Origin of the sequence: Psychrobacter sp. Sarcosine-02u-2, from assembly GCF_002836335.1 — a bacterium.
Classification (GTDB): Bacteria; Pseudomonadota; Gammaproteobacteria; order Pseudomonadales; family Moraxellaceae; genus Psychrobacter; species Psychrobacter faecalis.
The window spans coordinates 1-23997 of sequence record NZ_PJBX01000134.1 but is presented as its reverse complement, the minus strand read 5'-3'; the positions used below and the strand labels follow the sequence as shown (position 1 = coordinate 23997).

The following is a 23997-nucleotide window of genomic DNA, read 5'->3' as shown; positions in this document are numbered from 1 at the left end:
AGGCAAGTCCGTCTATGATGCAGGTTGGTTTGAGATTAAGCGGCAACTGACCTATAAGTGCGAGAACGCAGGTTGCTACTATGATGAGGTGAATGAAAGTTACACCACCCAAACTTGTTCGTGTTGTGGCTCACGCCAAAACAGTCCGAAAGGTAGAGCAAACTTAGGAATAAGAGAATGGCTTTGCGAGTGCGGTGTCACTCATGACCGCGATATTAATGCGGCAAAAAACATTCTCGCGCTCGGGCTTGAGCGTCTAGTAGTAGGAATCCCCTCACTTTAGGGAGGGGAGGAAGTCAATTATCCCATTTTATTGATACGGTAATAACGCTCATGGTTCACATTACGAATTCAGATATTCATATGCACGACTTACTTCCAAAAGCATTTAAAGACGGGCTACCAAACACAGTAACCCATAAACTGGCTTCTCTTGAGTCAGAGCGCGAAATGTGGCTACTGCCTCCCTTGGTTGATTTATGCGCCCGTTTACGCGAACCGGGTCAACAACAACACGGTACGTTAGAGTCAGAAGGGCGTGCGGCCCGTGGCAATGGCTTTTTGCATGTGGTGATTCCACCTGATACCAACCCCATTTTAGAAAATGGCTCGCTATTAAAAGGTTTGCGTGAGCGGGCGCTGAGTGATGGCGGTATTTATTTGCATGTTTTAGGGGCGTTGACCGCAGGCTTAGAAGGCGAGCGACCATCAAATATCGCTGGTCTGAAAAAAGGCAGCTGTATCGCAGTTTCTAATGCGCGTCGACCTTTTCGTAATGACTTAGTGTTACTGCGTACTTTGGAGTATGCGGCGACTTTTGGCATGAAAGTATTCTTTTATCCTGACGAGCCAAGTCTCTCTGGTGATGGCGTGGCACATGAAGGTTATATCGCTTCGTATCATGGTTTGCAAGGCATTCCTTGGATTGCAGAAACGGTTGCTTTATCAACGCAGTTATTGATGGTAGAAGAAACGGGTATTGCCGCACATTTTAGCCAATTATCTTGTAAGTCTTCGATTGAGCTGATGCGCTGGGCGAAAGACAAAGGTCTGCCGGTGACTTGTGATGTGGCGATGCATCAGCTGTATTTAACCGATGATAATTTAAAAGGCTTTAATGCCCAAGCCTATGTGCTACCGCCGCTGCGTAGTAATACCGATCAGCAAGCCATTCGCCGCGGGCTAAAAGACGGCACTATTGATGCGATTTGCAGCCATCATGAGCCGCTAAATAGTACCGCTAAAAAAGCACCCTTTGCTGAGAGTACGCCTGGTATCTCAAACTTTGATACCTTTATGGCGCTGGCCTGTCAGTTGGTACGCGATGAAGTATTAACGCTTGATCAACTGGTCGATAAAATCTGTCTGAACCCCGCAAAAATTGCGGGCATTAGTGAGAAGTATGAAAGTATCGGCGGCGCGGTGTTGGTCGATCCCAATCTTGAGTGGCAAGTAACCACAGAAACCATGCTGTCAAATGGGAAAAACACGCCGTTCTTTAATGAGCAGTTGCAGGGTCGTGTGGTGGAGACTTTCTTTGCCTAATTTGCCCAGACAGGATGACAGTCTGCTACCATCCTCGAAGGATAATAACCAAGATTTAACCAGTCAGCCGCATACACCGCGCAGTGGCGCTAGTACCTCTAGCGAATCGATCAAAGCGGTGGCAATCTATGAAGTGGTCAAAGGCGTTGGTGCGCTATTAGGGGCGGGGGCTTTATGGTCCTGGCATAGTGACCTTGAGCATTGGCTAACGACAGCGACTGCGTCTTGGCAGCAAGTCTTTGGGCAACTGCTAGCACCGCAAGTTGATAGTGCGGTACGCATAGCGCAGCAGGCAAGCAAAAATTGGCCAGTATTTTTATTGCTCATTTTTGCTTATGCCAGTTTGCGCTTTCTTGAAGCTTATGGTTTGTGGCAAGATAAAACTTGGGCATATTGGTTTGGGGTGTTAGGCTACGGGATATTTATTCCTATTGAGATTTATTATTTGTTTGCTAGCCCATTTGACTGGTTTAAGCTTGCCATCTTAATATCAAATATTATTATTGTTATCGTGGTTTATCGCAATATGAAGCGCAAAGGTTTGATATAACTAGGCTGTGATACAAACCAATAAACGGGTTTAAGAGACCTAAAAAAGCCAGTATAAGTTATCCTCTTATACTGGCATTTCTTTGATTAAAACGGCTAAATGAAAACTATGTAAAGCTTATATTTCTGCGACTTTCTCGTCGGTACGAATGCTTTTGGCGACTTTACCAACGCTCAAACCTTGTACCAAAATAGAGAATATCACCACCGCATAAGTCAGCGCCAATAAAATATCGCGCTCGCCGCCTGCTGGCAGCTGCAACACCAAAGCAACCGAAATGCCACCGCGCAATCCGCCCCATGTCAGCACTTTCCACGCGCCTTTTGGCAAATCAAGCTGACGATGAAAGGTTTTGGTGGTCATGCCGACGACGATAAAGCGTGCAACTAGGGCAATAACAATGGTCAAACCAGCAGCGATAAATAAATTGCCCGAATAAGCAATCATCACCACCTCTAAACCAATCAAGACAAATAAAATCGCGTTAAGAATTTCATCAATTAATTCCCAAAACAAATCAATATAATGGCGCGTTTTATCACTCATCGCTAGCGCGCGTCCACGATTACCTACCATTAAGCCCATCATCACCATCGCAAGTGGCCCTGATAAATGCCAATGGCTGGCGAGTGCATAGCCGCCTATGACGCCCGCCAGCGTTAATAACACCTCTTCTTGGTAGCTGTCGATGCTTTTAAGCATGTAGTACAAAACTGCGCCGAGCACTAAACCAAAGACTATACCGCCACCAGCTTCAACGGCTAAGGTATGGGCAACATAATTGGCCGTTGGGATATCGCCACTGGATAAAATACCGAGCAGCAGCACGAAAATAACCACGCCGATACCATCATTAAATAGTGATTCACCAGCGATGACCGTTTCAATACTTTTTGGTGCGCCAGCTGAGGCCAAAATACCCATCACGGCGATTGGGTCGGTCGGCGATATCAAAGCGCCAAATAATAAACACCACAAAAACGGCAGGCCAAAACCAAATAGCGGCAGCATAAAATAAAGGGCAGCGGCAATGAGTAACGCCGATACGATGGTGCCAATAAAAGCAAGGATACCAATGGGCAGTTTATAACGTTTTAAATCGCCAATATTGACGTGTAGCGCGCCCGCAAAGAGCAACATAGACAGCATGCCGTCCAATAAGACTTCGGTAAAATCAAGCTGTTCTAATAAGCTCACTTCGTAATCAATGAGCTGATCAAAACCTAAAAAGCCCAAAAATATCGCGCCGATAGATAATAAAATGGAGATTACCATCACGCCGATAGTCGTTGGTAAGCCGATAAAGCGATGATTGACATAAGTTAATAAGGCAGTAATCGATAAAAAAATAGCGCTGATTTCTAGTACGGTCAAGCTGCTGGTAGGGGCCATAAAAAGGTCTCAAATAATGATAAAAAGTCGTCCCAATTTTAGGGCTTAGGAGGATTGATAGGGTTTTATTTTAGTTATTTTCGCGCTGGCTTACCAGTTATGAATGATAAACTTATTTTTAGTAATAAAGATTGTTTTAAACGCTATCTTGATTGCGTTTGTAGAGCTTGATGAATATGAGCATCGAACTTAGCGACATAAGCAAAGTATTGATATTGGTCATTGTCGCTGAGAATAAACTGCTTGGCCTGCGCACACATGGCGCTTAAGTCATCGACCAAGGCTCGATAGCTGAGATTGTCTTGTCCCGCACGTTCAATCAATGTCAGCTCATGTAGTAACGTTTGCTGCTGAGCATTATTAACTTTGGCATAATTAAGGTCTACCATTGCCTGACAAAGCGCCTTTAACACCATCAAGTCCGCGGTCGCGTAACGCCGTATCTCGCCAAGCGATATATCGATAAAGTCGGATATTTTAAGGGTATGAGTCACGACGGCTAATATGGCGTCGCGTGGTTTATGGCTTACGTTTTCAATAGTGCTATTATCATATTTTGTTTTATCTGGCGTCGACTTGTCTGGATTTTTTATATAAAAATGATAGGGGCTTGGCGGCTGACGACGCATCATGATGCTAAGGCAGCTGGTCAAAGACTGTACGCAATTGACCGCAGTTTTTGGGTCGTTAATTCCTGGAGAGAGGGCGCGTACCGCAATTTCGGTCATTTGTCCTAAACTATAAGCGATATCGTTAGAATGGCTTAGGCGCTGCTCAATACGGATACAACCAGCAAAGCGCTGCCAAAACAAGCTATCTGGGGGGCGCGGCACAATAGCAAGTTTTGGTGTGTTGGTCTGCTGGCGGTTGTCTGGATGGTTGGCTGGGCGCTGATAAAAATAGCCGATAATATTTCTATCAGTGACAAAATCACCAAGATTGGCTTTGATTTGCACCACGCCTGCATAATCTTGGCTCAGAGTTACCAGTGACTTAAGATAGATTTGCTGCAAATAGCCCGAGCTTGGCGCATAAATCGGCGTTGCAGACCAAGTGTGAAATTGTTCGATATCTTGGTGCTCAACGTCACGTTGATGCTTGATATCACAGCGGTCTTTATACCAGTAGTGAATATTCTTAATCGCCTCATTACTGGCGCCTTCGATCACATGCGATGCCTGAATCGCATGCACCATATGCTGCACAAAATATACCAACAATAACGCGCAAATAATTGCCATGATAATGCCGAAGGTCACGGCCAATTGCGGTACACCAAAGGCAACGTCGTATTTATGAATCGCTTTTAACACCAATAAACTATAGCTAAAGGTGCCAATAAACGCGCCTAAAACAAATTGATTGGGCGTATCGGTTAAAAAGTTACGCAGCAATCTGGGGCCAAATTGCGAAGACGCCATTGATAACACGGCAATGGTAATCGAAAAAGTGGTACCAGCGACACCAAGTACGGCACCGGCAATGGTGGTCATAATAGCGCGGGCGGCCTCATCATCGCCGGTAAAAGCAAAACTTAGCTCTCTAACCGTCTCGCGGTCAAAATGTTCATCAATCGTGACCAATATGGGCGCGAGTAGAATACCCGCTAACACACAAGCGCTAGGAATAAACCAATAAGAACCAATCAGCTGCTGCCACAGATTTTTTAGGCGATCGGGTAAATCCAATAGCGTCTGTAGCGACCAGAGCTGGGCAAATTGCTTTAACCTGTGCATGAGGGAGAGTGATAGCGACTTAAACCAGCCATTTTTAGGGTATTTATCCAATATAGTGCGCTCCAAAAATGACCTAAAAACTAAACAAGTTTTATTGAAAAAAGCCGTGCTATTGCCTCACTAAATAACGAGGCCTAAAAGGAATTACCTTACCATATAAATAGGATCGTTTAAAAATTTAGTAAAAAATAAGCCCCTATGATAGGAGCTTATTTATATGTTGTAACGAAGATAAAAAATGATAGTTAGCTTACTTAACATAAGCTTACTTTATTATAGGCTTATCCGCTTCTGTAATAATATCGTCTCTCTTCCCAATTCTGTGGTGAAGTGTAGAAGGTTTATTGTCGCCAATATCTTTAGGAATGAGAATTTCATTGTTATTCTCATCGCATTCTACGTCGCTGTCCTTATCATAAGCGATAGGATCAAAGTCCGGCGTGACGTTATCCCTATCTTTATCTTTTTTAGATAGGTAGTTAGGAGTTGCCTCGCTAGATTTCCTAAAGAGTTTAGAGCGTGTATTTTTAGTTGAATTTGCTGCACTTTCCTCAGATTTTTTACGGGGTTCGCTATGAGCGAAAATCATATTCAATGGTAAAGCCAATTGCTGTTTGGCATAAGCTTCTGTATTTTCAAAGCGATCAACCAATAAGCTCAGCCAAGGTTTTTGGTCTTCAATGCTCATCTCATCAAGCTCATCTTTGATAGGCAAAGGGTAAGGCAGAGTGCGATAAAAATCCCACAAGGTCATTTTGCTCAAATCTTTTTTCAGCACATAATCTTCTTCTTCGGTCATGGTGATAAGATTACTGTCTTGCAGATAGTTAATATAGGTATACCATTTCGGCAACTCTTTGCGCCCTAGGACATTACGCAGTGCTTGCTCGCTGACCGCTTCGCCTTTTAAATGATGGGTATAAATGAGATTTAACATATCAAGCAAACTTAGGAGTGGATGGCGCGGATAGACCTCTTCGGTCTCAAAAATCGTCAAGGTATAGCTAATCTCAACGCCGAGCAAAATCAAATTCCACGACAAATAGATCCATAATAAGAAAATCGGCAGCGCGGCAAACGCCCCATAAATAGCCTCATAGCTGGTAAAATTCGCCATGACCGTCCCAAAGAGGTTTTTCATTAACTCAAAAATAATCGCCACAAAGACACCAGCAATCGCCGCATTTTTTGCCGGGACACGCGCTTTGGGTATAAACCAGTACATACTGATAAAACCAGCCACCGTGACCGCAATAGAGACGACTTGAATCCAAAACGACCAGTCGATACCGTAGCCGGCGATTTGTCGGTTTAAGAAACTTAAGCTTTGCACCGTACTTGAGACAATAAATGCTGTGCCTAGAATCAGTGGACCTAACGTCACAATCGTCCAGTAGCGCAGAATACTTTTCATGCCGCCAGAACGGTTTTCTACCCGCCAGATTTGGTTAAAAGCGCGCTCAATGGTGGTCAAAGTCATGATGGTGGTAAAAAACAATACCATCGAACCGATGATGGTCAGATTAGATGACTTTTCAGCGAAGTTATTGATATATTTGCTGACCTGCAAGCTCGATTGCGGCAACAAGTTGCTATATATCACTTCATAAATCTGCGCTCTGACCGACGCAAGCGCTGGCACTGACGACAAAATCATCAATAGTACCGTTAAGATAGGTACAATCGATAATAGCGTCGTATAAGTTAGCGAGGCGGCTTTTTGTTGGCAGTTGTCTTCAAAAAAGTGCCGCGTCAAAAAACGGAGAAACTGAAACCAACGTTGGTGTAAAAAAGGGATTTTTTTTAATAAATTTTCCATGACAACCATTTAACGGCAATAAGAGTGCGAATAGTGTAACAAAAGTAAGCGTGCAGAATCTGCCATTGAATTGTGTCAAAATGCACTGAGTCAGCGTTGGTTTATATGGTTGTCTATAGCATCTACAAAACGCCATTGCTAAATGGGCTTTGTTTGCTGTCAGTGCATGACTCGGGCATAATGTGCACATCTATTATTCATGCGGGTCATTCATAGTATGGTTGACGCGCCTTTGACATTTTATTTTAACAATTTTGTAAGGATGTTTTGCTAATGAGTCAGACCGCCCCTTATGTTTTGGTGCTTTATTATTCAAATTATGGTACGACTAAGACATTAGCATATGCCATTGCTCAAGGTATTGAAGACGCTGGGATGACGGCGCGTATTCGTACGGTGCCGACCGTCGCGCCTGAAACCACTGCAACTAAGCCTGCCATTCCTGATGAAGGCGACCTTTATTGCACCATGGATGATTTAAAAGATTGTAGCGGGCTTGCCCTTGGTAGTCCGACGCACTTTGGTAATATGGCCGCACCGATGAAGTATTTTTGGGACAATACCGTCACCCTATGGCTGGCTGGCAATCTGCAAAATAAACCCGCTGCGGTATTCACGGCTACCGGTTCGATGCACGGCGGGCAAGAAACGACCTTGCTGACGATGATGATGCCGCTATTGCATCATGGCATGATGATTGTGGGCGTCCCTTATGCTGAGCCTGCGTTAAATAGAACGCAGCGTGGCGGCTCGCCTTATGGCGCAAGTCATGTCAGCGGCACGTTACACGACCAACCGGTATCGGCAGATGAGCGCGAGCTGGCGATTGCCCAAGGTCGGCGTTTGGCAATTACCGCGTCTGCCTTAGCGCAAGCCAATTGGAAGCGTTAATTACTATCTAGTGAATTGACCTCTAACTATTGCCGCTTGCTGTTATCAATTAGGAAATACATATCTCTCATGGCTATTAATCACTCCAAGCAGGACAGTAATATCGATACGCCCGCAGCAAAAACGCCTGAGATAGTTAATGCGCAAAAGCCGATAGCGCCCATACGTCAGCGTTTGATGGTGACGTGGTTGGTTTGGCTGGCGTTTAGATTATTGGCATTGCCGATTTTAATCAGCGTCTTTAATCCTAGTCGTCCCGATATCGTTGGTGGTATCGCTTGGCAAGCATTATGGTTGCTACCGGCGCTGGTCTTAACGCCATCGATGTTACGCGGGCGTTCGCCTTATGCGCTATTGATAGACAGTATGTTTACCTTGGTTTATCTTGGCGCGAGTGGGGTGGTGTTATTTACCCGCATTTATGGCAGTAGTTGGGCGGAGATAATGGTCTATTTGCTTGATTTTGTATTATTATTTACCATCAACGTCTGGTTATTTATCTTGTTAAAACGCCTACCGTCAATGAATAATGTCGTTAAACAGCCACGTTCTCGCTAAAATTCACATAGACAGTTTTATACGGATAACAAAAAAGCAGCGCTCCATTTAGAGCGCTGCTTTTTTGTTATCCATTTATACAAAGAGAATAGTTTAATTGACTTTGGTTAATTCTAAGTCCATCTTTTTACCATCGTTAATTTGACTGACTTTAACGGGCAGATAATCTAAGCTTGGCGCCAACCAAAAACTGGTCGAGCGGCTATTGTCATCGTGCACGCGGTCGACACGCACGGTATCAAACGTCCCAGCTGGTACGGTGATTTTAGTATTACCCGATTTCTTAAAAGGCGTTTTCTCAATTTTGTCTTTTTTCGCCATGTAATAGTTGCCAGAGAATTTACCATTTAATAAATCTTGGCGAATTTGCACCTCAAGGCTCAAATCATCAAAGGCTTGCTGCGCCATATTCATCGTCGTCGACTTGCCGCGATAGTTACTTACTACCTTTTTACTGCTTGGATTAAAGTCCAACTTATGCGTACGACCAACGCCCAATAGTTTATAAGTGGTGCTGGCTTGGGTCGGTACCACATTATTACCGTTAATGCTAAAGGTACTATTTTGCGCGGCGGTGGCAACACCAGCAACGCGAGCATTGACATTGTATTTCCAAGTATTACCAGATTTATTCAACGTACGGGTGGCCGTACCTTTATATTTATCTTCAATGGTAAAGCTATAGTTCGCGCTTGAGGGCTCAACGCTCTTGGCGCTGGCAAGGGTAGGTGCGGTCATACTTAAAGCTCCAATCGCAGCAATGCTCACGCCAGTCGTTAAGGCGCTTAAAATTTTAGAATTGCTGCGTTTCGGGTTATTAGAATGGGTTGTTAGGGATTGTTTATTTTGTGATAAAAAACTCATGGATATTCCTTAATTTGGTTTCAAGCTGTATTGGCAGCTTCGATTAAAGCGACTGTATTTTATTTAACTATTATTTATAGGGATTGTTATGTGCTCACCCTTATATATTGTCATACTCTGTTACATTTTCAAGGGCAATGAAAGAGGTAAGAGTTAAGCTATTGTAGTCAATGTTGCTGGTTTAGCTAAAGCGAGCAGACGTCGTAACTTGCTGTAAGCTCGGTAAGAAATGCGGAAGTTAATTGGCTGATACCGCTAAAAGCTTCAGTTATAAGCGCTTATTTTCTCTCTTATTATTTGATGGAAGGCTTGTTGTTTTGAAGCAATGCCAAAGCCTTTAAGAGTGGGTAATCCAATGACACCTTCTTTTATCGCTCGCACTGCTGATTAAATGGGCAGTGTCATGCAAAAATCTTGTAAATTTTTGGGCTTTACACTTGAAGCAAACTTGCCTTGCCCCCACTTTCTGATACAAGCTCAAAGCTTATCTAAAGAATGCTGTTTTTAAGCAGACATTCTGCTAGATCTTGGTATTGAGATCATTCATTCAAATAAACCCTTATGTTAACTAACCAAATTTTGGAGTCGTATCGATGAATATTCGTCCTTTACATGACCGTATTGTCGTCCGCCGTATCGAAGAAGAAACAAAAACGGCTGGTGGTATCTTGCTTCCTGGTTCAGCTCAAGAAAAACCTTCTCAAGGTGAAGTGCTAGCAACCGGTAACGGTCAGATTCGTGACAACGGTGAAACTCGCGCGTTAGATGTAAAAGTTGGCGATAAAGTCTTGTTCGGTCAATATGCGGGTCAAACGGTAAAAGTTGACGGCGAAGAGCTATTGATTATGAAAGAATCAGACGTACTGGGTGTGCTAGAAGGCTAATTACCAATAAGGAAATTTTGGCTAACGATTTTTAGCCAACAACAGTTATACCCAAGAGCATTTATAAAAAATATCATTGAAACCTTTCATTGCATTCTCATACTTATAATAGTGGAGTAATTTAACATGGCAAAAGACGTAAAATTCGGCATTGATGCCCGTAAACAAATGATGGACGGTGTAAACGTTCTAGCAAATGCAGTAAAAGTAACCTTAGGCCCTAAAGGTCGTAACGTGGTTATCGATAAATCTTTTGGCGCTCCTACCATCACGAAAGATGGGGTTTCGGTTGCCAAAGAAATCGAGCTTGAAAACAAATTTGAAAACATGGGCGCACAATTGGTGCGTGAAGTGGCTAGCCGTACCAACGATGTTGCTGGTGATGGTACAACGACTGCAACCGTATTGGCGCAATCAATCTTGGTTGAGGGCATGAAGTCGGTTGCTGCTGGCATGAACCCAATGGATCTAAAACGCGGTATCGATAAAGCGGTACGTGCAGCGGTTGAGCAAATCCATGAGTTATCAACCCCAGCTGATGATTCAAAAGCGATTGCCCAAGTAGGTTCTATCTCTGCCAACTCAGACACCAAAATCGGTGAGCTGATTGCCCAAGCGATGGAAAAAGTTGGTAAGCAAGGCGTTATCACCGTTGAAGAAGGTTCAAGCTTTGAAGATACCTTGGAAGTGGTTGAAGGTATGCAGTTTGACCGCGGTTATATCAGCCCGTACTTTGCCAACAAACAAGACAGCTTAACCGCTGAGTTTGAAAACCCATATATCTTGCTTGTTGACAAAAAAATTAGCAATATCCGCGAAATCGTGCCATTACTTGAGCAAGTCATGCAGCAAAGCAAGCCGTTGCTGATCATTGCTGAAGACGTTGAAAACGAAGCATTGGCTACTTTAGTTGTAAACAACATGCGTGGTGGTCTAAAAACTTGTGCGGTTAAAGCACCAGGTTTTGGCGATCGCCGTAAAGCCATGCTAGAAGATATCGCAACGCTAACTGGCGGTACGGTTATCTCTGAAGAGATTGGTCTAAGCCTAGAGACTGCTACTCTAGAGCAACTTGGTACAGCCAAGAAAGTCACTGTCGGTAAAGAAAACACCGTGATCGTTGATGGCGCTGGTAACAAAGCGGACATCGAGAACCGTGTTGAATCTATCAAACGTCAAGTTGAAGAATCAACGTCTGACTACGATAAAGAAAAACTACAAGAGCGTATGGCAAAACTTGCTGGCGGCGTTGCCGTTATCAAAGTAGGCGCGGCGACTGAAACTGAAATGAAAGAGAAGAAAGACCGTGTTGATGATGCCCTACATGCAACTCGTGCAGCGGTTGAAGAAGGCGTTGTCCCTGGTGGCGGCGTTGCCCTCGTTCGTGCGATGAATGCATTGTCTGAGCTACGTGGCGATAACGATGACCAAAACGCCGGTATTAGAATCCTTCGCCGTGCGATGGAAGCGCCATTACGTCAAATCGTGACCAACTCAGGCGAAGAAGCGTCAGTAGTGGTTAATGAAGTCAAGAGCGGTAGCGGTAACTATGGCTATAACGCTGCTTCTGGCGAATACGGCGATATGCTAGAGATGGGTATCCTTGATCCAGCAAAAGTATCACGTTCAGCACTAGAAAATGCCGCATCTGTAGCAGGCCTCATGCTTACTACTGAAGTTATGATTACTGATTTACCGCAAGGTGATGACGGTATGGCTGGCATGGGCGCTGCCGGTGGAATGGGCGGTATGGGTGGCATGGGCGGTATGATGTAATTTTACTTCTGCTACAAAGCGATTTCTCTTTGTTAGCCGCGCTCAATGTACGATAAGTACTATTTTCGCGTGTCTTCCTCGACAAATCGCTTTTCGCTAGAAGTATGACTTTGTTATAACGTACTTGTTAAACCTAGTTCAAAAAAAACCCCGATAGGCTAAGCTTATCGGGGTTTTCTTATGCAAATTAGATATTTGTTTGAAGACTACTGACTCGCTTTATCCCGTCTAAAAGCCCACGTTTTATCGTCAGACAGCTCATCGACATAATAATAGCCTGCCAAATCAAACTGCTTTAGCTGCTCTGCATTGGTCAGTTTTTTATCCGCAGCATATTTTACCATTAGTCCACGGGCTTTTTTGGCATAAAAACTAATCACTTTATATTGACCATTTTTCTCGTCTTCAAATCTTGGCGTGATAATTTGCGCATTTAGTGCTTTCTTTTTTATTACCTTAAAGTATTCATTAGAAGCAAGATTAATTAAAACTTTGTCATCACTATCTGCCATGCGCGCATTGATTGTTTGAGTCACTTCTTCGCCCCAAAACTCGTATAAGTTATCCCCGCGCTCATTTTTTAGCTTGGTGCCCATCTCTAAACGATAAGGTTGAATTAAATCGAGCGGTTTAAGCACGCCATAAAGACCTGATAAAATACCCAAGTGTTCGTTGACATAAATAGCAGTATCTTTGTCCATCTGATACATATTAAGCCCAGTATAAACATCCCCATCAAATAAATAACCCGCTGGTTTAGCATTGTCGCCCGTAAAAGGAGTATTTGCACTCCAAACCCAGTCTTGATTGCGTTTGGCATTAAGCTGCGCCAAATCGTCAGAGATGCTCATTAGCTCCTGCAAATCAATCGGCTCTTTGGCTTTTAGGTCTTTCATGAGCACCTGCGCATGCTCAATCAGCTCGGGCTGACTATAGTAGTTGCCGAAATTGACTGGTACAGCATCTTTCTCGTTAAGCGATTTGGCGGGGGAAAGTAAAAAATACATGGTTATTCCTTATTTATAGTAGGTCAATGAGTGTTCTATTGAGCGGTCAAGTTTTCTTATTATACGTTAGGCCGCATTTTATCTTGACTTAGTCGTAGCGGTTTTGTATTTTTAAGCGTTATCATAGACATATGTCAAATCTTAAGCCGGTTTTTATATTTGTTGTGAGCTAATAGCTTACAGGTTTTGCGCGCTTTTGGAAAAAATAAAAGTTTTTAATATAACAATAAAAGTTATGATGATGGTGTAAATGCCTAACTTTTTATTTTACTTGTGGGTCATCATTAGGCAATGAAAGTTTGCAGATGTTATCTCTATAATAAAAAGGCATGATGGCAAAGGAGCTATCATTTATTAAATTGATAATCTTTGGTCTTAAGTTCTTAACCAACCGCGACCAAAGATTTTTTTGTCCCCTGTGCTTTTTAAAGATGCGTTGCGGGTGTTAAAAGATAGTCATTAAACGTGAGTATAGTCATTTGACGTAAGTAAGGAGACGGTATGAAGATCGGTGTTATTAGTGCAGATAGCGCGAGTGAAAAACGGGTAGCGCTAACCCCAGACGCGGTAAAAAAATTACTTAAACTAGGGTTTGAAGTCGTCATTCAGTCAGGTGCAGGTCAAGCGGCGTATTACGCTGATGAGTTGTATCAGGCAGCGGGTGCTGATATTGCCAACAGTAGTACCGAGGTCGTCAACCAAGCGCAAATTGTTACTACCGTCAATGATTTGCCAGCAGCGGTGACTGAGCATTTAACAGCCGGACAAGTGGTCATTGGTATGCTTGACCCATATCGCAATAGCCAGCTAGATACTTATGCGGCCAAAGGTGCCACCGTCTTTGCCATGGAATTATTGCCACGTACTTTGTCACGTGCGCAAAATATGGATGTTTTATCCTCACAAGCCAACCTTGCCGGTTATAAAGCGGTATTGCTTGCTGCTAATGAATACTCGCGTCCATTTCCGATGTTTATGACCTCAGCGGGTACGGTTAAACCTGCCAAAGTGGTTATCTTAGGTGTCGGGGTCGCAGGTTTGCAGGCGATTGCGACGGCGAAGCGTTTGGGCGCCGTCGTTGAAGCCAGTGATTTGCGCCCTGCTGCCAAAGAACAGGTGGAATCACTGGGTGGTAAATGGCTTGACGTGCCAATGAGTGAAGATGAAGCGCAAAAAGCCAAAGCCACGGGCGGCTATGCATGGACGCCTTCTGAACAATATATCAAAGATCAGGCTGCTGTCGTAGATAAAGCCTTGAGCAACGCAGATATTGTTATTACCACCGCGCAGATTCCTGGACGTAACGCACCGCGCTTAGTGCACGGAGCAACGCTTGCCAAAATGAAAGCTGGCTCAGTGCTGATTGATATGGCTGCTGGTACAGGCGGCAACGTCGAAGGCAGCGTGCCCGATGAAACCATTACCACGCCAAACGGTGTGCGTATCGTCGGGGCAGCCAATATCCCATCACAACTGGCGGCGCAGTCTTCAGATTTATATGCCAATAACCTTGTTAATTTTATCACTACTTTAATGGCTCCTGCAGCTAAAGACGACGCTTCAGCGAAAACGCTGGCACTGAATTTAGACATGAATGATGAGATTCAAGGAGCGTTAGCAGTGACGCATGACAACCAAGTACGTCTTGCTAAACGCTAAGCCTTAAACAACCAGTCTCGAATTTCACTACCTTACATTTGCCAGACACGAACAAATTTTTAGGAGGATTAGATGATTGCCACTATTTTAGCGGCAGCGCCAGCGGGTGCGGTCATGAGTAGCACACCGTTTGTAGCGATTTTCACGGTATTCGTGCTCGCTATTTTCGTCGGATATTACGTCGTTTGGGGCGTCACGCCAGCATTGCACACGCCATTGATGGCAGTAACCAATGCCTTATCAAGTATCGTTATCGTCGGCGCGATGCTACAAACCGTCACCATTGACGGCGCGATGTTTACCCCAACCAGCTTGCTCGGTGCTTTTGCCGTATTTTTAGCCAGTATCAATATCTTTGGTGGTTTTGCGGTGACTGAGCGTATGCTGGCAATGTTTAAACCAAAAGTAAAAAAAGCGCCAGCGCTTGAAACTGCGACGACTGAAAGCGGAGGCGATGCATGAGCGATTTAACAAATATGATTGCAGCAAATGCGGATTGGTTTTACTTAATCGGTGCTATCCTTTTTGTCTTAACGTTGCGTGGTCTTTCTAGTCCAAAAACCGCCATTCGTGGCAACCGCTTTGGTATGGTAGCGATGGCAATTGCAGTTGCAACGACCTTTTTCTTAGCCGAAGGCCCTGTGCTGTGGTTAATCATCGGCGCCATGGTATTGGGTGCACTCGTTGGTATGTGGAAAGCAAAAACGGTCGCCATGACCCAAATGCCAGAAACTGTGGCTTTGATGCACTCCTTTGTTGGTTTGGCGGCGGTGGCGATTGCCTTAGCGACCGTACTGCATACTGAGCAACAGCATGGCGCTGTCGCCCGTGCTGAACTGTTTATCGGTTGCTTTATTGGTGCGATCACCTTCTCAGCGTCTGTTTTTGCCTTTGGTAAATTGGCCGCAAAAAGTTGGGCAAAAACCCTAGTAGGCAGCTGGGTAAAGCCAGTACAAGCAATTTTATTTATCGCGATGATTGGCTTTGGTATCGTCTATTTTATGACCGATTCATTGCCAGCTTTTTATGCGATGGCCGTATTGGCCGTGATATTTGGTTGGATGTGGATTGCGCCAATCGGTGGCGGTGATATGCCCGTGGTTGTGTCGCTATTGAACTCGTTTTCAGGTTGGGCAGCAGCGGGTATCGGTTTTACCCTTGGCAACTCGATGCTGATTATCGCAGGTTCGCTCGTTGGTTCATCAGGCGCGATTTTATCTTACATCATGTGTAAAGCCATGAACCGCTCTCTACTAAACGTTTTGTTTGGTGGTATGGGTACGACAGCTGCCGCTACAGGTGCAGATGATGGCGCACCTAAAAACTACAAAGCCGGTTCGGCAGAAGACGCAGGTTTCCTCATGTCTAATGCCAGCAGCGTAGTGATTGTACCGGGCTACGGTATGGCGCAGGGCCGTGCTCAAAACGCGGTCAAAGAATTGTATGAGCTATTAAAAGAGGAAGGCGTCAATGTTCGCTTTGCGATTCATCCGGTTGCTGGTCGTATGCCAGGCCATATGAACGTGCTATTGGCGGAAGCTGACGTGCCTTACGATGACATTCTTGAGATGGATGAGATTAACTCCGACTTTGCCAGTACCGATGTGGTCTTAGTCATTGGTGCCAATGACGTTGTCAACCCATCGGCAAAAGATGATCCATCATCCCCAATCTTTGGTATGCCAATCTTAGAAGTCAATAAAGCGCAGACGGTCATGGTTATCAAGCGTTCAATGAGCACGGGCTATGCAGGTCTAGATAACAGCTTGTTCTACATGGACAAAACCATGATGATCTTTGGTGATGCCAAGAAAATGGTTGAAGAGATGGTACGTAGTATCAATGGCGGCGGTCATTAATTGCTAATCATCTACTAATAATATTTTCACGAAAAAGTCACTGAGGTGGCTTTTTTTGCGTTAAGGTAGGCAGCCTTTATCGAAGCTATATTTACTCATCATTAATACAGAATAACCGTGCAGAGACTTCCTTTATGAACATGTTGATACGTTTTTTTATTATGGTCAGCTTATTAAAGCAGCAGCTGAAACAGCAAACGGCTAATGAACACCTAAGTGTCGAGACATTAACCAAACCAATTGTACGCTACTATCGCGTATTGCCACATGACATGGGCTTTCGCGATCATTTGCCCAACTATCGCTACTTGTCTTTTATCGAGTTAAACATCACTAAATGGCTGATGGCCTGCTGTCATCAAAAGGGGCTTAAAAATCTCGGCTGGATTATTGCCATGCAAGAAATGGTTTATCTCAAAGAAATTAAATTCCTGAATAAAATGACGGTAAATAGTACGCTTGTCGGCTGGGATAAAAAATACGTCTATTTTGAAACGCGCTTTTTTGTAAAAAATCAGTTAATGGGCGTTGGTATGACTAAGTTTGTCTTAACCGATAAAAAAGGCAAATGTGCACCAGAGATATTGGATATGACAGGTGAGCAGACAAATGAGGTCATTGATTCTTGGAATCAGCATCAAGTAGCGATTAAATCTGCAGAACCAAAATAAAAAGATAAAGCAACAAAGGCAGTATAACGAACTTGTCTATAATCAGTTGGCGAATTTTGATAGGATAGAGGTTAGTAAGTGAGCAAGTAAAGCGTTAGACAAACATTATACAAACAACTGGTCAAACTAACCGCTAGTTCGATGAAAGCTATAAAATAAATAACAGCTAAGGAGCCACCATGAGCCCGCAAAAACTAAAATGGACAGACAGCTTAGATATCGCTATTGAGCTTTATGAAAAATTCCCCGAGACCGATCCGCAGTACATTCGCTTTACCGATTTGCATCGCTGGGTAACGGAATTAGAAAGTTTTGATGATGATCCGCAAAAATCAAACGAGGGTATCTTAGAAGCCATTCAAATGAATTGGATTGATGAAGCGGATTAAGGCAGTTTTGCTCATTTAATCGCACATCAAATAAAAATCACACAGCACAACAGGGCAAGCAGCATCATGACATCACAAATTAAAGAGCTACCCGAAGCGATAGCTTGTAAGGGTATTAGCGTACGTACCACCAATCACGCTGAAATCAGCTACGAAACGGCAAAATTAGGCCGCTTATGGCAAAAGTTTTATCAAAACTATATGGGAGACTTGCCTGAAGGTCAGGATATTTATGGTATCTACCACAATTATGAAAGTGCTGATTTAGTAGGGGCGTTTGATGTTGTCGCTGGTTGGGAAGTGGACAGCGAGCAGGAGCAATCAAATGATGCGGCGACTAATACGAGCAGTCTTGTAACAATAGCCATTCCTGCCGGGAAATACTTAGTCTTTTCAGAAACAGGCAATATGCCTAATACCGTGATGAATGCGTGGGAGAAGGCGTGGGAGTACTTTAACGACCCAAGCTGTGAGCATACTCGCACTTATAATGTCGATTTTGAGCACTATATTGATGGTAATTTAGAGTATGGACAAGTTGATGTTTATATTGGGATTGAGTAGAGATATTTAGAATATATAGTCAAGATATTCTAAAAACGCTACAGTATTGCTGATATCAATTTTTTGTAGCCTCTGTCTGCGCAGGCCCAGCAAGCAAGAAAAATTGATATCAGCAGTGCGTGATGTATCGATATTACTTTTCACTCATTCTAGCTACAATATTTGAAGGTTTTGTAGGGCGGGTTAGCTCAAGCGTAACCCAACAATTGAATGATTGTATATAAAGGTAGATTAAAGCGGCTTAATACTTATACTCTTTCTAAACACGGTGATATTAACACCCGTTAGCTGCTTTAACTCTCTTTCTAAATTTTCAAAATCAGACTTGGTAAGATTTTTGGGGTAGTAGCTGATTGAGAGGTTGAGTTCTGAATCGCCTGAGTAACCAAGAGATTGCAATTTAGCGCCGTAGCTTTCTACAATACTCGCTACTTCGTTAACATGTTCGTCATTATAAATCGAAAAATTTTCTATCTGATCTTGGTTAATTACTGATAGCTGTGAAGTTTTCAGGCTTCCCATATCATCAATTACTTTACTGTCTAAAATGTTTATTACGATAGATGTCCCTACCAACTCTGATAATGTTTTAGCTAATTTTAGCCGGTCAGTTTCTGATATATCAGCATTCAGTACATAAATATCAGCTACTGCCATGACTCCTGTATTTGAATAAGCCAGCCCTTGCAACTCACCGCCATAATTTTCGATAATACGTTTTATCTCATTAACTTGTTCATCATCATTGAGTGCAGACCATTGTAGTTGAGTCATAGAGTTAGATGAGTGGTTAATAGAATTGGATTGATTAGAATAGTCATAGCTAGTACTGCTTCCAGATTCTGTTTTATCAGTATAGATGTTAGGATATATTTTTTGTGCATTGTCGCAGGCACTTATTGTTAAACTAAAGCCAGTGGCTACACAAATTAAAAGAGGTTTATTGATTTTAAATATTTTCATAACCGCTTCCCTATAGATTACTTATCACCTAACAATAAATTCTCCAAAATCCCTTCATATATCTGCGCTAATCTGCCCAAATCATCTACTTCTACCTTTTCATCGACCTGATGAATCGTGGCGTTACGTACGCCAAGCTCAACCACTTGTGCACCCGTTGGCGCGATAAAGCGTCCATCTGATGTACCGCCAGACGTTGATAACGTGGTATTGATATCAGTAACTTTTTTAATCGCTTGCTGGCAGGCCGTTACAAGTTTGCCTTCTGGGGTTAAAAATGGCTGACCGGATAATTTCCAATGAATATCATAGCTGGCTTTACTATTCTCAAAATATTTATCAAAAATAGCATGAGTTCTCGCTTTTAATTCTTCTTCCGTCGTTTCTGTAGAAAAGCGGAAGTTAAAGATAACGGTTAGCGTTTCAGGAATAACGTTGGTTGCGCCCGTACCGCTATTGATATTGGAGATTTGCAAAGAAGTCGCAGGGAAATATTCGTTGCCGTTATCCCAAGTAGCATTGGTTAATTCTGCTAACGCCGCCATTGCCGCATGAATCGGATTGCAAGCCAGATGCGGGTAGGCAACATGGCCTTGTTTGCCAGTGACGGTAAGCTCTGCGCCCAATGAGCCGCGGCGACCGTTTTTGATGATATCACCAAGCGTGTCGGTACTTGATGGTTCACCAACCAAGCAATAAGTGATTTTTTCATTACGTGCTTCAAGCGCTTCAATGACTTTCACCGTCCCATTGATGGACGGGCCTTCTTCATCTGCGGTGATTAAAAAAGCAATAGAGCCATTGTGCTGATGATGATTAGCAACAAAACGCTCAGCGGCAACGGTAAAAGCAGCAATACCGGTTTTCATGTCAGCTGCACCGCGCGCCCATAAATAACCATCGGCAATGGTTGGCGTAAATGGCGGATAAGTCCAATTGTTCTCGTCGCCTGTAGGCACGACGTCGGTATGACCAGCAAAACAAATAACCGGATCAGTGGTGCCACGGCGTGCCCAAAGGTTTTTGACTTCCGCATGTTCGCCGCTTTGGTTTCTCTCACCAAAATACATAAACTCGCAATCAAATCCAGCCTGCGTCAGTCGCTCTGACAATATATCTTGGCAGCCATCATCATCGGGGGTAACGGATGGACGTTCAAGTAGGGCGATACTTAAGTCTAAGGTTGCTTGTTGATGGGTTTTACTATTATTTTCTGAACTCATGACAGTCCTAGATATGTTGTTTTGATGTTTATAATTTGAGGTCTGAAAAAATTTAGTTTTTATCCAAGTCAATTTTTTCATAATCGCCGTAATATATTGCTAGATACTCTGTAATGCACTTTTCGGCTGGGGTATTACTATAATTTTTGGTGGTGTTCTAAAAAGTATGCTGGCGATAAAAGTCAATAAGAAATCTATGCTAAGTTCTCTGATTCTATAGGGCTTTTCAAGGCTTCAAAATTGTTCAAATTTTAATCAGCATACTTTTTGACACACCACCTAATTTTTAACTTTGTCACTGTTGTAAGCATGCACGTAGCCAGCTGCAGAAATCACATCACCCATTTTATAACTCGTTCCTAATAATCTTAAAGTCTTATGATGACTATTAAAAGTTGCATGTCCTTCGGGAAATACAGGTGTCATCCATCTGCTTCCATCAAATGCAAGTAAACACCCATCCTTATATTTGAATTCAGTAGTAATAACAGTCGGATTAATTATTAGAGGTTCTTCAGGCGTGGATTTTGGCAAATAATAGGTAAAAAATAACTCATTGTTTTTTTGAGTAGCGGCTTGATGATTAAGTGTCTCGCAGCTCACAATCAGAGGGAACATAGCAATTAAGAGCACGCTTCTATATAAGGTTTTATGCATTATCATTATCCTTAATTAACAAGGCTTATTTAAAGTAATAGCTAATGGACTTTAAATATTATCCTCAACAAAAGGCACTAGACCATCACGGCGCATCCAAGTCGCGATAGAATAGCGCTGCCGATGGGCAATTTGCACTTGGTGTTGTAAGTCACTATCAAATATGACCAGTCGATTGGCAACAGGCATGACATTATGATGGACGCCATGTTTATCGACAATTTCTAAAGCGCCGCCGTCACTATCGCTCCAATCATCATTAAGATAAAACACTGCTGAGATAACGCGCTCATTACGCCCAGCTGGATTATCGCTATGCCATTGATAGCCAAAACCTACCGGATAACAAGCGTAATGTGCCTCACTATGGCGAGTACCAGCAAACAAGCTTTGATTGAATAAAGCAGCAAGCGCATTGATACTTTGCAAATAATAGTAGCCTGCAAAAAAGTTTTCGGTAATCCAGCGAATGCGATCACCGCGAATATCGCTAACCCGAATGCCGGCCGTCAGCTCGGCGTCACGATAGTCAATAAAACCGCTCTCAGATTGCAGAGCTAATAGCGCTTTATTTCCAAACACATCGTCAATAATCATCCAGCCATCGTCTACAAACGTATCTAGCTGTTTATCGGTTAGCTTATTTTGCCAATCGACATCAAAGTCGGAAAATTGTAATTCACGCTGAGTGAGCGGCGTTTGACTTTCGTCATCGCTAGGTAGGTATAGTAGTGGCGGGTTATCCGCTCCAATCGGTTGATCGACGACTAACTGTGTTACCTCAAGATTGCTAATAATCTGCGTCATTTTGCCTCGCCGTTATCAATAAACATGCCATTCACTGTCAATACACAGCCAATCCATGCCTTTTTACCAAAACCATCGTTATCTTTTACTCTGCCTATGCTACCATAGATGCAATTTTTCTTATTTAAACTTTTGATCTTATGAATTATAAACACGCCTATCATGCCGGTAACTTTGCCGATGTTGTTAAACACATTTTATTGGTACAACTGCTGAATCAATTGGGGCAAAAGAACAAACCTTTTTATGTGCTGGATGCTTACGGCGGTCGTGGACTGTATTCGCTCGGCAGTGAAGAGGCGCGCAAAACAGGTGAAGCCAAAGGCGGTATCCAAGCTTTATTAAAAGCGGATATCGAAAAAGCACCGGCGGCCGTCAAAGACTATATGGAAGGTATTAAGCAAGCGCGTTTCACGTATGACAAAAAAGTCTATCCTGGTTCACCTTGGTGGATTGCCCATCATGTTGAAAAAAATCCTGACGCCGGCGTGCGCGGTGAAGCGTTTGAAGCCAAAGCCAGTGAATACGATGCGCTAAATTATCAGCTACATAAATTGCCGATTGGTATTCATCATCGCAATTCTTTTGAAGGTATCGCTGCGGTGATTCCACCAAAAGAGAAGCGCGGTCTGATTTTCCTTGATCCGCCTTACGAGCAAGAGCATAAAGACTTTACCCGCCTGATTGATTTATTGGTACATTCTTATAATAAGTGGCCACAAGGTACTTACGCGTTATGGTACCCAATTAAAAACATGGAAGCGGTTGAGCTGTTTTACAAAAAGCTAAAACGAACTGAAATGAGACGTCAATTGGTCTGCGAGCTCAATATCTATCCTAACGACATCGCTGTCGGCTTAAATGGTACAGGGTTACTCGTTATCAATCCGCCTTGGCAATTTGACAATCATGCACGTGATATTTTGCGTTTCTTGCAGCCGGTGTTAAAAGTTGCAGATGCCCCAGACATGTCTCCTGATAGTGCCACCAATGTGCGCTGGCTGGTCGGCGAATAAGGATATCGTTATGACGACGAATCAATCATCAAGTAGCATGGGCAAAGATAGCCTTAAAGAGAACAGTCTGGTAACCGACAAGGTTATGAATGACGGGTTGGTAAAAGAGCCGCTCTTACAAGAGAGTGCTGCCACCCAGCCGCCTTTTGTCGATGAGCATGAGTTCAATATTCGCCTAGCGGATAATGACAATTATGATGGTTTGACCTTTGAAGTGATTGAAGCAGAGGTAGCCGAAGGTAAGCGCGTGGTCAGTCGCGGTGTCTATTTAGCGCCCAATCTGATTACCACTTTATCTTTACTATCGGGTTTTTATTCTATTTTAGCCAGTACCCAAGGCGAGTTTTATAAAGCATCACTGGCGATTTTCTTATCCGCTATCCTTGATGGCGCCGATGGACGCGTCGCGCGTATGCTCAATGCCCAAAGCCCTTTTGGCGAGCAATATGATTCACTCGCTGATATGTTGGCTTTTGGCGTTGCGCCTGCAATCCTGATTTATAGCTTTGCTTTAGAGCCGTTAGGTCGCATTGGTTTGGGCTGTGCATTTGTCTTTACCGCTTGCGCCGCATTTCGTCTGGCACGTTTTAATGTTCAGGTCGGCATTGTCGATAAAAAATATTTCGTCGGTTTGGCAAGTCCGCTCGCGGCTATCTTGGTTACCGCAGCTGTCATGGTTGCGGTCGATCATAATGAATGGATCGGGCAATACGATACTGCCATCATGTTCTTATTTGCCGCGTGGGTGGTTATCTGCGGCTTATTGATGGTCAGTAACGTCAAATACTATAGCTTTAAAGAGTTTGATAAAAAGAAAGTACCCTTTGTGGTGCTTATCATCGGCGTATTGGTCATGAGTATCATCTTATATGATATCCCTGTAGGCATCTTAGCCATCGGTATCATCTATGCATTATCAGGTATCGTAACCACCTTAAAGAGTAAAATGTAAGACTAAAGCCAAAATCTCAGATTTAAATCCTAAGCAATCAAGGGGTTAGAAGATATATCAATTTAAATTTTCAAACCCCCTTGACCCCCTACTAAAAGCGCGTATAATGCCACCCAGTCGAAAGGGAAGGGCGTTTACAAAGAGCTTTGGCACTGAATAAACATCCATTAGCGAGAAAGAACACATCAAACTACTTCTACGTAGACTGATAAAGC

Annotated in this window: 24 protein-coding genes; 15 read left to right on the top strand and 9 right to left on the bottom strand. The window is 43.4% G+C overall.

What is annotated here, in order from left to right; genetic code table 11:
- The 3 genes from CXF58_RS05085 to CXF58_RS05075 all read left to right on the top strand — a co-directional run.
- Window positions 1-283, top strand: a 283-nt coding sequence (locus tag CXF58_RS05085) for an RNA-guided endonuclease InsQ/TnpB family protein (RefSeq protein WP_145989800.1), incomplete at its 5' end; no start/stop codon positions are given.
- A gap of 80 nt (window positions 284-363) precedes the next feature.
- Window positions 364-1545 carry a dihydroorotase gene (locus tag CXF58_RS05080; RefSeq protein WP_102076798.1) on the top strand — a complete coding sequence of 394 codons (1182 nt, stop codon included), beginning with the start codon at window positions 364-366 and terminating at the stop codon, window positions 1543-1545.
- Window positions 1538-2095: a DUF2127 domain-containing protein gene (locus CXF58_RS05075; RefSeq protein WP_102076797.1), complete on the top strand. Its 558-nt coding sequence runs from the start codon at window positions 1538-1540 to the stop codon at window positions 2093-2095. Before CXF58_RS05080 ends, CXF58_RS05075 begins: the two co-directional genes overlap by 8 nt.
- 117 nt (window positions 2096-2212) lie before the next feature.
- Here CXF58_RS05075 and CXF58_RS05070 read toward each other — a convergent pair whose 3' ends face one another.
- The 3 genes from CXF58_RS05070 to CXF58_RS05060 form a co-directional block, all read right to left on the bottom strand.
- The gene (locus tag CXF58_RS05070; protein ID WP_102076796.1) at window positions 2213-3487 is read right to left on the bottom strand and encodes a cation:proton antiporter; all 1275 of its coding nucleotides are present in this window, start codon (window positions 3485-3487) and stop codon (window positions 2213-2215) included.
- A gap of 143 nt (window positions 3488-3630) precedes the next feature.
- Window positions 3631-5223 carry a DUF2254 domain-containing protein gene (locus CXF58_RS05065; RefSeq protein ID WP_369811255.1) on the bottom strand — a complete coding sequence of 531 codons (1593 nt, stop codon included), beginning with the start codon at window positions 5221-5223 and terminating at the stop codon, window positions 3631-3633.
- A gap of 265 nt (window positions 5224-5488) precedes the next feature.
- Window positions 5489-7042, bottom strand: a complete 1554-nt coding sequence (locus CXF58_RS05060; RefSeq protein ID WP_102076795.1) for a YihY family inner membrane protein — start codon at window positions 7040-7042, stop codon at window positions 5489-5491.
- Window positions 7043-7315: 273 nt separating this feature from the next.
- Here CXF58_RS05060 and wrbA point away from each other — a divergent pair, with 273 nt between their 5' ends.
- Together wrbA and CXF58_RS05050 are read left to right on the top strand one after the other, a co-directional pair.
- The gene (gene wrbA / locus CXF58_RS05055) at window positions 7316-7933 is read left to right on the top strand and encodes an NAD(P)H:quinone oxidoreductase (protein WP_102076794.1); all 618 of its coding nucleotides are present in this window, start codon (window positions 7316-7318) and stop codon (window positions 7931-7933) included.
- Between the two features lie 69 nt (window positions 7934-8002).
- Entirely contained in the window at window positions 8003-8491 is a 489-nt protein-coding gene (locus tag CXF58_RS05050) for a hypothetical protein (protein ID WP_068406803.1), read from the top strand.
- Between the two features lie 93 nt (window positions 8492-8584).
- Here CXF58_RS05050 and CXF58_RS05045 read toward each other — a convergent pair whose 3' ends face one another.
- Window positions 8585-9355 (bottom strand): DUF3108 domain-containing protein, encoded by a 771-nt coding sequence (locus tag CXF58_RS05045; protein ID WP_102076793.1) that lies wholly within the window; start codon window positions 9353-9355, stop codon window positions 8585-8587.
- A 593-nt stretch (window positions 9356-9948) separates the two neighbouring features.
- Here CXF58_RS05045 and CXF58_RS05040 point away from each other — a divergent pair.
- Entirely contained in the window at window positions 9949-10239 is a 291-nt protein-coding gene (locus CXF58_RS05040; protein ID WP_068406801.1) for a co-chaperone GroES, read from the top strand.
- Window positions 10240-10365: 126 nt separating this feature from the next.
- Complete coding sequence (gene groL, locus CXF58_RS05035) at window positions 10366-12015, top strand: chaperonin GroEL (protein WP_068406798.1); 1650 nt, start codon at window positions 10366-10368, stop codon at window positions 12013-12015.
- 206 nt (window positions 12016-12221) lie between these two features.
- On the opposite strand, the gene yaaA is transcribed toward groL, so the two are convergent.
- Window positions 12222-13022, bottom strand: coding sequence for a peroxide stress protein YaaA (yaaA, locus tag CXF58_RS05030; RefSeq protein ID WP_102076792.1), 801 nt, complete (start codon window positions 13020-13022; stop codon window positions 12222-12224).
- Window positions 13023-13523: 501 nt separating this feature from the next.
- Between yaaA and CXF58_RS05025 the strand changes: the two genes are divergently transcribed.
- The 6 genes from CXF58_RS05025 to CXF58_RS05000 all read left to right on the top strand — a co-directional run bounded on the left by CXF58_RS05025 (window position 13524) and on the right by CXF58_RS05000 (window position 18164).
- The gene (locus CXF58_RS05025; protein WP_102076791.1) at window positions 13524-14681 is read left to right on the top strand and encodes a Re/Si-specific NAD(P)(+) transhydrogenase subunit alpha; all 1158 of its coding nucleotides are present in this window, start codon (window positions 13524-13526) and stop codon (window positions 14679-14681) included.
- A gap of 114 nt (window positions 14682-14795) precedes the next feature.
- On the top strand, window positions 14796-15143 hold the full coding sequence (locus CXF58_RS05020; protein WP_219621723.1) for a proton-translocating transhydrogenase family protein: 348 nt from the start codon (window positions 14796-14798) through the stop codon (window positions 15141-15143).
- Window positions 15140-16540: an NAD(P)(+) transhydrogenase (Re/Si-specific) subunit beta gene (locus CXF58_RS05015; protein WP_102076789.1), complete on the top strand. Its 1401-nt coding sequence runs from the start codon at window positions 15140-15142 to the stop codon at window positions 16538-16540. Before CXF58_RS05020 ends, CXF58_RS05015 begins: the two co-directional genes overlap by 4 nt.
- 134 nt (window positions 16541-16674) lie before the next feature.
- A complete protein-coding gene (locus CXF58_RS05010; RefSeq protein WP_102076788.1) occupies window positions 16675-17211 on the top strand; it encodes an acyl-CoA thioesterase in 537 nt (178 codons plus the stop codon).
- Between the two features lie 179 nt (window positions 17212-17390).
- Complete coding sequence (gene iscX / locus CXF58_RS05005) at window positions 17391-17600, top strand: Fe-S cluster assembly protein IscX (RefSeq protein ID WP_102076787.1); 210 nt, start codon at window positions 17391-17393, stop codon at window positions 17598-17600.
- Between the two features lie 66 nt (window positions 17601-17666).
- Window positions 17667-18164, top strand: coding sequence for a GyrI-like domain-containing protein (locus CXF58_RS05000; RefSeq protein ID WP_102076786.1), 498 nt, complete (start codon window positions 17667-17669; stop codon window positions 18162-18164).
- Window positions 18165-18395: 231 nt separating this feature from the next.
- Here CXF58_RS05000 and CXF58_RS04995 read toward each other — a convergent pair whose 3' ends face one another.
- From CXF58_RS04995 to CXF58_RS04980, 4 genes are all read right to left on the bottom strand, one after another.
- The gene (locus CXF58_RS04995) at window positions 18396-19127 is read right to left on the bottom strand and encodes a hypothetical protein (RefSeq protein ID WP_102076785.1); all 732 of its coding nucleotides are present in this window, start codon (window positions 19125-19127) and stop codon (window positions 18396-18398) included.
- 17 nt (window positions 19128-19144) lie between these two features.
- A complete protein-coding gene (dapE, locus tag CXF58_RS04990; RefSeq protein ID WP_102076784.1) occupies window positions 19145-20350 on the bottom strand; it encodes a succinyl-diaminopimelate desuccinylase in 1206 nt (401 codons plus the stop codon).
- Between the two features lie 279 nt (window positions 20351-20629).
- Window positions 20630-21007, bottom strand: coding sequence for a hypothetical protein (locus tag CXF58_RS04985; RefSeq protein ID WP_102076783.1), 378 nt, complete (start codon window positions 21005-21007; stop codon window positions 20630-20632).
- 51 nt (window positions 21008-21058) lie between these two features.
- A complete protein-coding gene (locus CXF58_RS04980; protein WP_102076782.1) occupies window positions 21059-21814 on the bottom strand; it encodes a 2OG-Fe(II) oxygenase in 756 nt (251 codons plus the stop codon).
- A 140-nt stretch (window positions 21815-21954) separates the two neighbouring features.
- Here CXF58_RS04980 and CXF58_RS04975 point away from each other — a divergent pair, with 140 nt between their 5' ends.
- The gene (locus CXF58_RS04975; RefSeq protein ID WP_102076781.1) at window positions 21955-22830 is read left to right on the top strand and encodes a 23S rRNA (adenine(2030)-N(6))-methyltransferase RlmJ; all 876 of its coding nucleotides are present in this window, start codon (window positions 21955-21957) and stop codon (window positions 22828-22830) included.
- A gap of 10 nt (window positions 22831-22840) precedes the next feature.
- Complete coding sequence (gene pssA, locus CXF58_RS04970) at window positions 22841-23782, top strand: CDP-diacylglycerol--serine O-phosphatidyltransferase (RefSeq protein ID WP_102076780.1); 942 nt, start codon at window positions 22841-22843, stop codon at window positions 23780-23782.
- Window positions 23783-23997: the final 215 nt, after the last annotated feature.

Bases quoted from the DNA above. Each gene is read 5' to 3' on its own strand.
- CXF58_RS05080 (WP_102076798.1), top strand. From the start codon at position 364: ATGCACGACTTACTTCCAAAAGCATTTAAAGACGGGCTACCAAACACA.
- CXF58_RS05070 (WP_102076796.1), bottom strand. From the start codon at position 3,487: ATGGCCCCTACCAGCAGCTTGACCGTACTAGAAATCAGCGCTATTTTT.
- CXF58_RS05065 (WP_369811255.1), bottom strand. From the start codon at position 5,223: ATGCACAGGTTAAAGCAATTTGCCCAGCTCTGGTCGCTACAGACGCTA.
- CXF58_RS05060 (WP_102076795.1), bottom strand. From the start codon at position 7,042: ATGGAAAATTTATTAAAAAAAATCCCTTTTTTACACCAACGTTGGTTT.
- wrbA (WP_102076794.1), top strand. From the start codon at position 7,316: ATGAGTCAGACCGCCCCTTATGTTTTGGTGCTTTATTATTCAAATTAT.
- CXF58_RS05050 (WP_068406803.1), top strand. From the start codon at position 8,003: ATGGCTATTAATCACTCCAAGCAGGACAGTAATATCGATACGCCCGCA.
- CXF58_RS05045 (WP_102076793.1), bottom strand. From the start codon at position 9,355: ATGAGTTTTTTATCACAAAATAAACAATCCCTAACAACCCATTCTAAT.
- CXF58_RS05040 (WP_068406801.1), top strand. From the start codon at position 9,949: ATGAATATTCGTCCTTTACATGACCGTATTGTCGTCCGCCGTATCGAA.
- groL (WP_068406798.1), top strand. From the start codon at position 10,366: ATGGCAAAAGACGTAAAATTCGGCATTGATGCCCGTAAACAAATGATG.
- yaaA (WP_102076792.1), bottom strand. From the start codon at position 13,022: ATGTATTTTTTACTTTCCCCCGCCAAATCGCTTAACGAGAAAGATGCT.
- CXF58_RS05025 (WP_102076791.1), top strand. From the start codon at position 13,524: ATGAAGATCGGTGTTATTAGTGCAGATAGCGCGAGTGAAAAACGGGTA.
- CXF58_RS05020 (WP_219621723.1), top strand. From the start codon at position 14,796: ATGAGTAGCACACCGTTTGTAGCGATTTTCACGGTATTCGTGCTCGCT.
- CXF58_RS05015 (WP_102076789.1), top strand. From the start codon at position 15,140: ATGAGCGATTTAACAAATATGATTGCAGCAAATGCGGATTGGTTTTAC.
- CXF58_RS05010 (WP_102076788.1), top strand. From the start codon at position 16,675: ATGAACATGTTGATACGTTTTTTTATTATGGTCAGCTTATTAAAGCAG.
- iscX (WP_102076787.1), top strand. From the start codon at position 17,391: ATGAGCCCGCAAAAACTAAAATGGACAGACAGCTTAGATATCGCTATT.
- CXF58_RS05000 (WP_102076786.1), top strand. From the start codon at position 17,667: ATGACATCACAAATTAAAGAGCTACCCGAAGCGATAGCTTGTAAGGGT.
- CXF58_RS04995 (WP_102076785.1), bottom strand. From the start codon at position 19,127: ATGAAAATATTTAAAATCAATAAACCTCTTTTAATTTGTGTAGCCACT.
- dapE (WP_102076784.1), bottom strand. From the start codon at position 20,350: ATGAGTTCAGAAAATAATAGTAAAACCCATCAACAAGCAACCTTAGAC.
- CXF58_RS04985 (WP_102076783.1), bottom strand. From the start codon at position 21,007: ATGCATAAAACCTTATATAGAAGCGTGCTCTTAATTGCTATGTTCCCT.
- CXF58_RS04980 (WP_102076782.1), bottom strand. From the start codon at position 21,814: ATGACGCAGATTATTAGCAATCTTGAGGTAACACAGTTAGTCGTCGAT.
- CXF58_RS04975 (WP_102076781.1), top strand. From the start codon at position 21,955: ATGAATTATAAACACGCCTATCATGCCGGTAACTTTGCCGATGTTGTT.
- pssA (WP_102076780.1), top strand. From the start codon at position 22,841: ATGACGACGAATCAATCATCAAGTAGCATGGGCAAAGATAGCCTTAAA.